This is a genomic window from Nonomuraea sp. NPDC049158, assembly GCF_040648335.1.
Lineage (GTDB): Bacteria > Actinomycetota > Actinomycetes > Streptosporangiales > Streptosporangiaceae > Nonomuraea.
Genome location: NZ_JBEZDM010000042.1, coordinates 1 through 12821, shown reverse-complemented (window position 1 = coordinate 12821; position 12821 = coordinate 1). Strand labels below are relative to the sequence as shown.

Below are 12821 nucleotides of genomic sequence, written 5' to 3'. Positions count from 1 at the left end.
AAAGGATCCCAACATGGCAAGCGTCGAGGAGTGCCGGGCGGCACTGGCCAAGCTCGTCGACCATTTCGACGAGATCGGCGAGGAGGACCGGGCCAAGCACGTGGTCGAGCGTACGGTGAGCTGCCGGATCTCCGACCTCGACCTGATCTTCTACGGCCGTCTGCACCCTGACGGACTTGACCCGTTCCGCGAAGAACCGCCCTCGAACGGCAGGTCGGCCGACGTCAAGCTGACGATCGTCAGCGACGACCTGATCGCCCTCGTGGACGGGGAGCTCGACCTGGCGCGCGCGCTGCTCGGCGGCCGAGTGCGGATCGACGCCAGCTTCGGCGATCTGCTCCGCCTACGCCGCCTCCTCTGACGCTTCAGCCCACTGGGCACCATCTCAAGAAGAAGATGAGCAGGAGGGCGACATGTCGGGCTCAGCCGCTCTCCGGCCCAGCACGGGCTCAGCCAATCCAGTCCAGCACCGGCTCAGCCGCCCCGAGCCGGCACGGGCTCAGCCGATTCGATCCAGCACCGGCTTGACCGCGTCCTCCTCGGCCCGGCCTTCTCCCGCATGCGTCCAGGCCGCGTCGCAGGCGGCCCTCAACCCGTCGATGCGGCTGCCGTCACCCTCCAGCGTGAGCACTCCGTCGACCCACTGGGCCCGCCATCCCCCGCAGACGCCCTCCCGTACCTCCGGATAGGGCCGCAGCAGCGCGGACAGATCCTCGGCCAAGTACGTCGGCCGCTGCTGAGGGGAAGCCGTGAGCACGTCGAGCGGCGTGGCGACCCCGGTGAGCACCAGCAGTCCGTCGACGCCCGCGTTGACGGACCCCTCGATGTCGGTGTCGAGCCGATCGCCCACCACGAGCGGCCGCTTCGCCTCCGTACGGATCATCGACTCCCGATGCAGCGGCGGATCCGGCTTGCCCGCGTACACCGGCTCCACCCCGGTCGCGGTCACGATCACCCGCACCATCGCCCCATTCCCCGGCAACTCACCCCGCCGCGTGGGCAGCGTGCTGTCCCTGTTGGCGGCGACGAACAACGCGCCCTGCCGTACGGCCAGCGCGCCCTCCGCCAGCAGCCCGTACGCGAGTCCGAGCGCCATGCCCTGCACGACCGCGACCGGCGCGTCCGCCGCCGTGGTGACGGGCCTCAGCCCTTGATCCCGTACGGCCAGCCGCAGCCCGGAACCACCCACCACGAGCACAGGGGAACCGGACGGCACCCGCTCGGCCACCAGCCGGGCGGCGGCCTGCGCCGAGGTCACGACGTCCTCGGCCCTGGCGGGAACGCCAAGCTCGCGCAGGTGCGTGGCGATGGCGGCGGGGGTGCGTGAGGCGTTGTTGGTGACGTACGCCAGCCGCGTACCCCTGCCCCGCGCCTCCTCCAGCGACTCGACCGCATGGGGGACCGCGTGGGCGCCCAGATAGACGACCCCGTCGAGGTCGAGCAGCAGGGTGTCATAGCCGTCGATCAGCACTGCGCCTCTTCCCGTTGACTGTCACGCCGCCTGAGACTTTAGCGTCGGCCTCGTACTCACCTGGAGAAAGGCTGACGATGTCCACAGATTCCCCCGTTGACCTCCCAGAACCCCCCCGATCTGCTCGCCAATTTCGCCCCCGCGACACACACGGGCGGAAGCCGACGAGCGCCGAGCGACACGCATGGCCGCCCCCGCGACACACACGGACGGAGGCCAAGGAGCGTTGGACGGCACGGACGACCACCCCCACAACGAACACGGACGGAGGCCGAAGAGCATTGGGCGGCGCAGATGACCACCCGTACGACGCACACGGCCGATGCCGAGAAGCCGGGCCCTCGGGGAGACGCACAAATTGTCCACCTGACAGCCACCCACCCGTAATGACAGATCCACTTTCCGCACACCGCACATGGATTTGATCTCGCGCACCAACACCAATGTCGGCGTCCCATGCGACTGAACGAGCTAAATACCCCAAATATGCCATTTCAGAGCCGTCCACAAGCCGCCCAGTTAAGCCCACCACCCACGCCGAACCCAGCGGCGCGGCAGAATAATCGCTGTGACGAACACCCCCAGCGCGAAGCAGACGGTTCACACGATCAAGGTCACCTTGCGCGGTTCCCGACCACTGGTCTGGCGCCGGTTGGAGGTCGCCTCGGACAGTACGCTGCGACACCTGCACGACGTCATCCAGGCGTCCTTCGGCTGGCAGAACTACCACATGTGGGTCTTCGACACCGCAACCGGCCGCTTCGGTGTCACCGACCGCGAACTGGAGATCCGCAGCGCGGCCTCCACCCGACTCGACCAGGTCGCCCCCCAGGCCAATGACCGCCTCCGCTACACCTACGACTTCGGCGACGACTGGGAACACGACATCCTGGTCGAAGCCATCACCGACGCTGAACCCGGCACGGCCTATCCACGCTGCCTGACCGGACGCCGCGCAGGACCGCCCGAGGACTCCGGCGGCGCCTGGGGCTACGAATATCTCCTCGAAATCCTCGCCGATCCCACCCACGACGAACACCAGGAGCGCCTGGAATGGCTCGGCCTCGATTCAGCCGACCAATTCAACCCCGCCAGCTTCGACGCCAACAAGATCAACGACGTACTCTCCGGCCTCGCGATCGTCCTCACCAAGGACTGACCACCCCCCATCTCCAACGAGGAGGAACCGCCCGCACGATCAACCCGCAACACCCTCAAGCACGCAACGCCCCAAAGGACGCAACGCTTAAGGACGTAACTCTCTTAAGGACGCAACGCTCTTAAGGACGCGCTCGGCTGCTCGCAACCGGACCACCGGTCCCGTCTCGTACCTCGACAACTTCCGCTACCCGACGGTGGCCACGCTCGTCTCGACGCGCAACTACCTGGCGCCTATCTCCGACCTCACGATGAGTGACACTGTGGGCGCCCGCGTCCACGGAACGGGACGCCTACCCCGAACCCCCTGCCCACGCCCAGCGCACCAGACCCGCACGCAGAACACCGGGATCATGTCCCGAAGCACTGAGACATCAAGGGCATCCCGGATCACACCGAAGCGCCAACCCCGGATCCGAGACCGCCCTGATCAACACCCGAGGCGTCAAGCATGCGCCTGAGACGCTCCCGCCCACCCGAAGCACCAAGCCCGCCTGGAACACCCGAACCACAACACCAAGCCAGCCATGAACACGCGAACCGCAGCACCAAGCCCGCCTTAACCACGCGAACCGCGCCTGTCCCTGTGCCTACGCCTGTCTCTGTCTCTGTCCCTGCGCCTGCGCCTGCGCCTGCGCCTCTGAAACCGACCTTGCCCCGTCCCGACTCCATGAATCGCTCTCATGGACTGGGCCTTGCCCACCAGCCGTATGGACTGCGCCTTGCCCACCAGCCGTATGCCAGCCGTATGGACTGCGCCTTGCCTGCCAGCCGTACCAAGCCAGCTACCCAGCTACGGGGCTACCCACCTATCGGCTACATCTCGCGCCGAGCCCGCAGAGTGGCGCGAACGCTCTTCAGTGCGGACACATAGTGCCGCTCATCCGGCCGCATGGCCACAGCGATCGCAAGCGGTTCCTGGGCTCCTTCAATGTCGCCCGTTCGCCACAGCGATAACCCAAGCCCGAAATAGGCGTAATCCTCAGTCGGATTGGCGTCGACGATCTGGCGGAAGCTCGCCGCAGCCTCTGCGTACTGCCGCGAATTGAACTGCGCTCGCGCAAGAGCCTCCCTGATGCTGCGCGAATCGGGCTCCGCAGCAGCGGCACGCTCGAGCAGAGCGGCAGCGGCTGCCGGACTGCCCTCTTTCAAAAGCTTCACCCCGCGCTGATACCAGTCGTAAACGCCACCCCCCGGAGCCCCAGGGGATTCATCGTGCACGTTTCTACCTTGGACCATGCGTGAGGCCTCCTTCATCGGCCGACAGGGTTCCGTTGAATTCGCCGCGGAATCGGGAGTGTTGGGAGCTTGGGGGCGACTTTCGGAAGACCCGGACACTTATGGGAGCATGCCCGGTATGGGGAATCCTGAACTGCCGGTGCCTGATGGACTGCTCCTACGCCCCTTCCGCGGCGTCCGCTTCACGGTCGACGATCCCGCCAAGGTGACCTCCCCGCCGTACGACCTGATCGCTGAGGGTGACGTACGCGCCCTCCTGGATTCCCATCCCAACAACGTCGTCCGCCTCATCCTTCCCTGCCCATCACCACCCCAGTCCCCCGATGGACACCCACACGCTCCCAACTCCCCCCACCATGGCACGACCCCCAGCGCCACCTCCCACGACGCCAGCCCCGCTGCGACGACAGACAACGAACAATCCGCTGCCACAGCGGTGAGCCCTGCGCTGAGCCCTACCGTGAGCCCTGCGACGAGCACCCCGGTGAGCTCCCCAGCGAGCCCTGCGACGAGCACCCATCAGAACGCACCCGACGATGCGGCCGGCATCCCCCGAGCCCACGGCTCCATCAGCGCCCACAAGGACGACACCGGAATCGCAGCCAGCGATCACGACAGCGATACATCTCCGATACCAGTCGGTCACCACCCCGACGGGACAGGCGACGACCCCGCCGTCAGCCGACACAACACCCCGTCGGAAGAAACCGCCGAACAGCTCCATGACGACCACCCTGGCGGCAGGCGGCTTGGCGACAAGCAGCCCAGTAACGAGCAGCTCAGGGACGAACACCTCAAGGGCGAACAATCCGGGCCCGAGCAGCCCACGGCCGAGCACCACAGAGACGAACAATCCGAGGACAAGGAGCCCACGGGCAAGCACCTCAGAGACGAGCAGCCTGGGCCCGGGCAGCCCTCGGTTGAGCACCTCAGAGACGAGCAATCCGGGTCCGAGCAGCCTCGTTCCGAACGGTCCGAACGGTCCGATGACGAGCGTCCCGCTGACAGTGACAAGCAACTCGGCGACATACGACCCAGCGATGAGCGTCACGGTGAGGGTGAGGCGCATGGGGATGTAGCAGTCCAGCCATCCGCCGACGCACCCGAACGCTCAGCGAACGAGCGCTATTGCGCAGCCCGCGACACCCTCCTCGCCTGGCTGGACGCGAAGGTGCTGGTCGCTGACGAGCAGCCGGCCCTGTATGTGTACGAACAGCATGGACCGGGCGTCCTACAGCGCGGCCTCATCGGGGACGTGGCCCTGGCGGACCCGGCTCGACGCATCATCCTCCCCCACGAGGACATCTTCCCCGGCCCCGTCGCCGACCGGCTCGCCCTCATGAGCACCACCCAGGCCAACCTCGAACCCATCTTCCTCCTCTACGACGGCGGCCAAGGCACGGCCACCCGCCTGGTGGATCACGTGGCGTCGACCCGTCCGCCGCTGGTGACGGCTGACACGGCGGACGGTCTCCGCCACCGTCTCTGGGCGATCACGGATCCGGCTGAGATCGACGCCGTCAACGCCGACCTCCGAAACCGCCAAGCCCTCATCGCGGACGGCCACCACAGATACGCGACATACCGGGTCCTGCAACGCCAGGAGCACGCGGCCCGTGCCGGCCAAACCCCCACCTCCACCTCGTGGCCCGCTCCCACAACACCGGCATCCAGCGCCCCACAGCCTCCGCCCACTTCACCGCGGAACACACAACCGCACCTCAACGCACCATCAGAGCTGACCCCCACGCCACCCCACGGCGCTCAGCCTTCAGCCGCATCAGCCCAGCGTTCAGCACCTCCTGCCACACCCGTTCAGGACTCAACGCCCGATGCCGCACCCCCTCAGAACCCGGCGACCAACGCGACACCAGCTCAGGATTCAGCCACCAACACCGAACCAAGCCAGGTGCCAGGACGCGGCACCGCATCAGCCCCCGGCGCCCAGCCCACAGGCCAGCATGCGCATGGCAGCGAGCAGGGACACCCCACCTTTGGTCCATGGGACTTCGGGCTGGCGTTGCTTGTCGATTCGACCACGTACCCGCCCGAACTCAAGGCCATTCACCGCGTCATCCCCGGGCTGCGCCTGACCGAGGCGGCGGCCAGGGCCAAGGGATCGTGGCGTGTTCACGACCATCCCACCCTCGATCAGGGCCTGGCCGCGCTCAAGGCCGCAGGGGGGGAGCCGGCATTCCTGCTCGCCGGCGAAGGTGGCTGCCACCTGCTCACCAATCCTGATCCGATCCAGCTCGCCCGCGCCATGCCGCCGGACCGCTCCGATCGGTGGAACTCGCTGAACATCTCCATCCTCAGTGAGTTCGTCCTGCCCAAGGTGTGGGGCATGCAGGACGATCAGCAGGCCGTCCGGATCGTGCATCATGACCCCGAGGCCGCCCTGCAGTTGGCTCTCGACACGGGCGGCACCGCCGTCATTCTCAGGCCCCTAGCCGTCGACGACGTACTGGCCATCGCGGCGGGGGGCGAGCGGGTACCTCGCAAATCAACCTCCTTTGGCCCCAAGCCCATTACGGGCCTCGTCCTCCGTACCTTCGCCACCGGTTGAGGTGGGACATCGGCCTGGTCATCCAGCACTGTAGGGACGCTTCAGAGAGCCCTCTGGGCCTCTGAGCGCAGCCTGCGAGTACTTCGAACGGGGCAGAAGGGGGCAGAGTGGCTGAGCAACTACACCCTCCCTGCGGGATGTCATCAGCGCGCGGGTGGCGAGCAGAGCGACTACCCGTAGAAACGGAGCGGCTGGGTACGTTCCCCGGCCGCTGACCCCCCGGACCCCCGCTGTCGATCGACCGGCGATCGCTGGACACGCCCACGAGGTACCACGCCCGAATAAGCGAGCTAACCGGTCGGCGCCAGGTCGGAGGCTGGGCGGGGCGAGGGGACGGACGCCAGGATGTCGTGCTCGTCCCCGGCCATCGCGTTTCCAGATGGCTTGGGGGTTGGCGGAGGGGCCGGGCCTCGTCGGCACTCCTGAGCGTCCGGAGGTTCCGGGTCGTTTCCGAGCCGCATGCTCTGTGCGAGCGGGAAAGGCTTCCTACGTGGTCGTGACGGCCTCGGCTGGTCAGCTGGGTCAGGTGGGGCTGCCTTGGCCATCGTGACCTCGACTTCGTAGCGCCAGATCTTGGCGGCTGTCGGGCCGTAGACGTGGCAGCGGAAAGCGCCCTTGATCTCCATGGTGTCGCGGGGTCTGAGGTTGCGGACGAAGGCGGCCGCCTCGGGATCGAAGGTGGCGCATGGCACGCTGTCCGTCATCGTCTGGCCGCGTCTGTTTTCCGGACGGCGCACGATCAGGCGCCATTTCGTGAGGGTGTCGCCGCTCGGCAGGGGTTTTTCCTCTGGCGTCGCGGACAGCCTTCCCACCAGTACGACCTCGTTGCGGTCCACTGTCGTCCTCCCATCGGGGTTCTGGTGAGATCACTCTTTACGATGAGGGGTACGCCGGATCGGCTCGAACGCCATTCTGGGGATAACCGCAGCGGATCAGGAGTGACTGTGGACAACATCACCGCCCTGGGCGGCGACGTCTATGAGATCGATACGAAGATGGCCGGCTATTCGGGCATCACGGCTGGGTACCTGATCCTGGGTGACCGTCCATGCCTGGTCGAGACCGGCACCTCGACCTCGGCACCCGTGGTCCGTGACGCACTCGCCTCGCTCGGCGTGGGCCCCGAGGACCTTGCCACGGTCGTGGTCACGCACATCCATCTAGATCATGCCGGCGGGGCTGGGGACATGGCGAGGTACTTCCCCTCTGCCCAGATCGTGGTGCATGAGAAGGGAGCCAGACATCTGGCTGATCCGTCCAGATTGATGGCCAGCGCGAGGATGGTGTGGGGTGACCGCCTTGACACGCTATTTGGTGAACTATCGCCGACCGAGGCCGATCGCATCGTCGCACTCGGCGACACCGGATCCATCGACCTGGGCAACGGCAGAACGCTGAACAGCCACTACTCCCCCGGCCACGCCAAGCATCATGTGGGTCTCATCGACTCCGGCACTGGCGATCTGTACGTAGGTGACGCCGCCGGCGTGTATCTGCCTCAGACCGGGGACCTGCGCCCGGCCACTCCGCCTCCGGACTTCGACCTGGAGACGGCGCTCAACTCGATCGCGCTGTTCAAGGCACTCGGCCCGCAGCGGCTGCTGTTCAGCCACTACGGACCGGTCGGCGCCGTACAGGAGACGCTCGAACGGTCAGCGGAGGAACTTCGCGTCTGGGTAGATCTCACCCGCCAGGTACACACGGAGGGCCTGGACCTGGACCACGCCGTCGCCATGGTCAGAGACCGGACCAGGGAACGCTACCAAGCGCTCAAGGCGGACGATGACACGGCGGAGCAGTTCGAGCTCCTGAGTGGCGCTCCGTCGAATGTCGCGGGCATCTACCACTGGCTCGACCGCGTCTCACCCTGACTTCTGGTACGTAATCGCCGTACCAGAACTCCGCCGTACACCGTGGAAGGTGTACGGCGGAGCGGGACATCAGTCTTCGCGCTTGGAGTCGCGCTTGGCGGCGTCCTCGGCTGGTTCGTCCGGCTGGTCCAGGATGTCGCCGAAGTTGGGCTCGATGAACGCCGGAGTGATGCCTAGCGCCATCGGGGTCTCAACCGTAGGGATCTTGGACGCCGGGGCACTCGGCTCTGCCGTGCCGGAGTCGTCGTCCAGCAGCTCGTCGGGCTTGGCGCCCTTTGTGGCGTCCTTCGGGACGTCCTTTGAGGCGTTCGCCGAACCGTCCGGGAAGTCGCCGGACTCGCCAGACTCGTCGGTCTCCTGCTCGGAAACGGATTCCGCCTGCTCAGGAACGGATTCCGCCTCGCCGGCAGGTCCGTCCTGCTCGTCGTCAGCGTCCTCCTGATCCGCGGAGCCGTCCTGCTCACCGACGGCGCCCTGCCGGTCCTCGGAGCTGTCCTGCTCACCGTCGGCATCCTGCCGGTCCTCGGAGCTGTCCTGCTCACCGTCGGCATCCTGCCGACCGACCGGCTCATCCTCCTGAGCCTCGGGCTCGGCGTCCGCAACCTGATCGTCGGAGGGCTCGGAGTCATCGAGAAGGTCGCCTGCCTCAGCGAGGGCCGCGTCCTCGTCGACATCCTCGTCCACCTCGACCATGGCGTCGGCCTGGCCGGCCGTACCCGCGTCGTCGGAGTCGTCCTCGTAGTCGAAGTCCTCTTCGACGTCCTCGATGACGGCACCCGTCAGCTCGGCGTACCGTTCGGCGGCATCCGTCTCGCCGTCCTCGTCGAAGGCCATCGCCCTGGCGAACCAGTCGGTGGCGGCCTCCTGATGACCCGCGTCGGCCAGCGCGTCGGCGTACGCGAACGCGAGACGAGCCGACCAGGGCTTCGCCTGCGGGTCGCGCAGCTCGGGCAGGCGCTGGAGGGTGATGACGGCGGCGTCGTTCTGGCCCAGGTCGCGGCGGGCGCCCGACTCGACGATGGACAGCTCGATGCGTCCCGCCCTGTCGAGGCGTTCGGCTTCGGGCGAGCGGACCAGGTCGAGGGCGCGTTCCGGACGGCCGAGGCCGCGTTCGCAGTCGGCCATGACCGCGAGGTACGCGTCCGAACCGGTCATCCGCCTCGCCGCGCGCAGGTCGCTGAGAGCCTCGGAGAAGTGCCCGGCCCGGTAGGCGACAATTCCCGCCGCCTCACGCACGACGCCGATGCGGGCCGCGAACCTGCGGGCCACCTTGGTGTGCTCGTGAGCCTTATCGGGGTCGTCCTCCTCCAGCGCACGCTCGGCAGCGACCATGTGCCTGCCCACCAACTCGGCGAGGTCGCCGGGGAGGGAGCGCAGCTCCTCGCGTACTTCCTTGTCGAGCTCTTCGGCGGTGATGTCGGGCGCGACCTCGGGCAGCGGCTCGCGCTGCGGAGCGTCGTCCTCGGTACGGCCGAACCTGGCACGGGTGCCGCTGGACGCCCGGTCGTCACGAGAGTCACGCGAGAACGGGCGGGAACGGTCATCGCCACGCGGGCCCCGGTCATCGCGGTAACCACCCTCACGGCTGGGACCCCGATCGTCACGGGAGCCGCCCTCACGGCGCGGACCGCCGTAGCCGCCTTCGCGGCGGGGGCCGCGGTCATCACGGTCACGGAAGGAACGACGATCGTCGCCACCCTCAGGACGCGGACCTCGGTCATCGCGGAACCCACCCGGCCGATGATCGTCACGGTCGCGGAAGACACCCTCGCGACGGGGACCCCGATCGTCACGGAAGCCGCCCTCACGGCGCGGACCGCCGTAACCGCCCTCGCGACGCGGACCGGCATAACCGCCCTCACGGCGGGGGCCACGGTCATCACGATCGCGGAAGGAACGACGATCGTCGCCACCCTCAGGACGCGGACCCCGATCGTCACGGAACCCACCTTCACGGGGCGGACCGGAGTAACCACCTTCGCGGCGGGGGCCGCGGTCATCACGGTCACGGTACGGACGGCGTTCGTCGCCGCCACGCGGACCCCGGTCAAAGCCCCCTTCGCGGCGGGGACCTCGGTCACCGCCGCCCTCGGGACGCGGACCCCGGTCGCTACGGAACCCGCCCGGGCGCTGGTCGTCACGGTCGCGGAAACCACGACGATCCCCGCCGCCATCACGGTCTCGGAAGCCACCCTCGCGACGCGGGCCGCCACTGTAACCGCCCTCGCGACGCGGACCGGAGTAACCACCCTCGCGGCGGGGGCCACGGTCATCACGGTCACGGAAGGAACGACGATCGTCGCCACCCTCAGGACGCGGACCCCGATCGTCACGGAACCCACCCGGGCGCTGGTCGTCACGGTCGCGGAAACCGCCCTCACGGCGGGGACCCCGATCGTCACGGAAGCCACCCTCACGGCGCGGGCCCCGGTCGCCGCCGCGGTAACCTCCCTCGCCACGCGGACCACGGTCACCACCGAATCCGCCCTCACGGCGAGGGCCGCCGCTGTAACCACCTTCGCGGCGCGGGCCGCCACCGTAACCGCCCTCACGGCGGTCACCGCTGGACCCGCCTTCGCGGCGCGGACCGGAGTAACCGCCCTCACGACGGGGGCCACGGTCATCCCCGGACCCAGCGTCACGTCGCGGGCCGCGATCGTCCCGGTCGCGGAAGGGACGGCGGTCATCGCCACCGCGCCCGCCCCGGTCATCGCGGAAGCCACCCTCGCGACGGGGACCCCGGTCGCCGCCGCGGTAACCTCCCTCGCCACGCGGACCACGGTCACCACTGAACCCGCCCTCACGGCGCGGACCGCCACTGTAACCACCTTCGCGGCGCGGGCCGCCACCGTAACCGCCTTCACGGCGGTCACCGCTGGACCCGCCTTCGCGGCGCGGACCGGAGTAACCGCCCTCACGACGGGGCCCACGGTCACCACCGAACCCACCTTCGCGACGAGGTCCCCGGTCATCACCGGACGCACTCTCACGACGCGGGCCGCGATATCCGCCGCTGTCGCGCCCGGTGCCCCGGTCGCTACGTCCCTGGTATCCGGAACGCTCGCCGTATCCGCGATCCTGCGACGTCCCTCGGTCGCCGCTGTCGCGTCGTGGCCCTCGGTCGCCGGAGCGCGGCCTGTCGTCGGAACGGAACGGACGGTCGCCCCTGGAGTCGCGCTGGTCGCGCCCGCGGGAGCCATACCCGCCGCTCCTGTCGCCGCCCTGGGGACGCTTGTCTCCGCCGTCGCCCCGTTCGCGCTGTCCGCCGTCCGGTCCGTTATCACTGTTCACTTCTGGTCCATTTCGTTGGCTCACTCAGCAGACCCGTGCGTCACATGACGGTCCGCCGTGGCAGGTCGCCGCCCGATTTTCGGGCCTTACGCGACGAAGGCCACCCGCGGTGGGATGGCCCGGTACCACCAGCCTAGCAAGCCGCAGCACGTCACCGAGCCTGGCCCGGACCGCATATTCGGTCGCGGTGATTGACCACTTCAGGAAAACTGCTCGACATGTCACTCCGCTTCCATGAGATCGCCGAGTCTCAGCACCGCATTCTGAACCCCATCACTGACGAAAAATTGCACCTCCTCGGCGAAATCTGCCGCATCACACCAGGTACGCGCCATCTGGATCTCGCCTGCGGGAAGGGGGAAATGCTCACCCGATGGGCCGCCCGTTACGGCTCGTACGGGGTAGGCGTGGACATCAGCAAGGTCTTTCTCGCCGCTGCCAGAGAACGCGCCGACGAACTCGACGTGGCTGCCCAGGTACGGTTCATCGAGGCGGACGCCGGGACCTATGACGACGAACCGCACTCGTACGACATCGTCTCCTGCATGGGCGCCACGTGGATCGGCGGCGGCCTCGCCGGCACTCTCACGCTCATACGCCGCCTGCTCCGCCCTGGCGGACTCGCCCTGGTCGGCGACTGCTACTGGATCAGCCCGCCATCGCCCATAGCCTGTGCATCGCTCCAAGTGCCGAAAGATTCTTTCGCTTCGCTGTCCGGTACGGCCAAGCTCATCAAGGACGCCGGCTATGAGCTGGTGGAAATGGTCCTGGCGAACCACGATACCTGGGACAGGTACGTCGCCGCCCAATGGTGGACGCTGAGCGAATGGCTACGCGAAAATCCGGACGACCCTGATGTGCCGGCCTTGCGGCAATTCTTGGACCATGCGCGCGACTCTTACCTCGAGTACGGCAGGAGGTACATGGGGTGGGGAGCCTTCGTCCTTCGTGGATAAGCCGTTGATTGCTCGATTCGCCATCCGCGGCTGCTCGGCAGCGCGGTCGGCTCGGTCCTGAATCGGCCACGCCGGTTCAGGGCCGCAATCCCAGACTTGTAGTTTCCTGGTCATGAACCGGCCGCGCCCGTAGAGCAGAGCCCGCTACTGCTTGCGCCTGACCCCACAACGCAGAAAGGGCCCCACGCGTGTGCGTGGAGCCCTTTTCCGCAATCAAAGATTGTCCGGCGGTGACCTACTCTCCCACACCCTCCCGAGTGCAGTACCAT

The 12821-nt window shown here is 67.7% G+C and carries 10 protein-coding genes; 6 read left to right on the top strand and 4 right to left on the bottom strand.

Going from position 1 to position 12821, the window contains the following annotated elements; translation table 11 throughout:
• The first annotated feature begins 13 nt into the window (after nt 1–13).
• Nucleotides 14–361 (top strand): SCP2 sterol-binding domain-containing protein, encoded by a 348-nt coding sequence (locus AB0B61_RS48830; protein WP_358447803.1) that lies wholly within the window; start codon nt 14–16, stop codon nt 359–361.
• Between the two features lie 138 nt (nt 362–499).
• Here AB0B61_RS48830 and AB0B61_RS48825 read toward each other — a convergent pair whose 3' ends face one another.
• A complete protein-coding gene (locus AB0B61_RS48825; RefSeq protein ID WP_358447801.1) occupies nt 500–1471 on the bottom strand; it encodes an HAD-IIA family hydrolase in 972 nt (323 codons plus the stop codon).
• 568 nt (nt 1472–2039) lie between these two features.
• Between AB0B61_RS48825 and AB0B61_RS48820 the strand changes: the two genes are divergently transcribed.
• Entirely contained in the window at nt 2040–2630 is a 591-nt protein-coding gene (locus AB0B61_RS48820; RefSeq protein ID WP_358447799.1) for a plasmid pRiA4b ORF-3 family protein, read from the top strand.
• A gap of 815 nt (nt 2631–3445) precedes the next feature.
• Here AB0B61_RS48820 and AB0B61_RS48815 read toward each other — a convergent pair.
• Nucleotides 3446–3868 (bottom strand): tetratricopeptide repeat protein, encoded by a 423-nt coding sequence (locus AB0B61_RS48815; RefSeq protein WP_357958326.1) that lies wholly within the window; start codon nt 3866–3868, stop codon nt 3446–3448.
• On the opposite strand from AB0B61_RS48815, the gene AB0B61_RS48810 reads away from it, so the two are divergent.
• Nucleotides 3867–6434: a DUF1015 family protein gene (locus tag AB0B61_RS48810; RefSeq protein WP_358447797.1), complete on the top strand. Its 2568-nt coding sequence runs from the start codon at nt 3867–3869 to the stop codon at nt 6432–6434. The two genes, AB0B61_RS48815 and AB0B61_RS48810, sit on opposite strands and share 2 nt — an antisense overlap.
• Nucleotides 6435–6724: 290 nt before the next feature.
• On the opposite strand, the gene AB0B61_RS48805 is transcribed toward AB0B61_RS48810, so the two are convergent.
• Entirely contained in the window at nt 6725–7270 is a 546-nt protein-coding gene (locus AB0B61_RS48805; protein ID WP_358447795.1) for a single-stranded DNA-binding protein, read from the bottom strand.
• A 108-nt stretch (nt 7271–7378) separates the two neighbouring features.
• Between AB0B61_RS48805 and AB0B61_RS48800 the strand changes: the two genes are divergently transcribed.
• Nucleotides 7379–8305, top strand: a complete 927-nt coding sequence (locus AB0B61_RS48800) for an MBL fold metallo-hydrolase (RefSeq protein ID WP_358447793.1) — start codon at nt 7379–7381, stop codon at nt 8303–8305.
• Between the two features lie 69 nt (nt 8306–8374).
• Here the strand turns inward: AB0B61_RS48800 and AB0B61_RS48795 are convergent, their stop codons facing one another.
• Nucleotides 8375–9637: a hypothetical protein gene (locus AB0B61_RS48795; RefSeq protein ID WP_358447791.1), complete on the bottom strand. Its 1263-nt coding sequence runs from the start codon at nt 9635–9637 to the stop codon at nt 8375–8377.
• On the opposite strand from AB0B61_RS48795, the gene AB0B61_RS48790 reads away from it, so the two are divergent.
• Together AB0B61_RS48790 and AB0B61_RS48785 are read left to right on the top strand one after the other, a co-directional pair.
• Entirely contained in the window at nt 9587–11644 is a 2058-nt protein-coding gene (locus AB0B61_RS48790; RefSeq protein ID WP_358447789.1) for a hypothetical protein, read from the top strand. The two genes, AB0B61_RS48795 and AB0B61_RS48790, sit on opposite strands and share 51 nt — an antisense overlap.
• Nucleotides 11645–11814: 170 nt before the next feature.
• The gene (locus AB0B61_RS48785; RefSeq protein WP_358447788.1) at nt 11815–12552 is read left to right on the top strand and encodes a class I SAM-dependent methyltransferase; all 738 of its coding nucleotides are present in this window, start codon (nt 11815–11817) and stop codon (nt 12550–12552) included.
• Nucleotides 12553–12821: the final 269 nt, after the last annotated feature.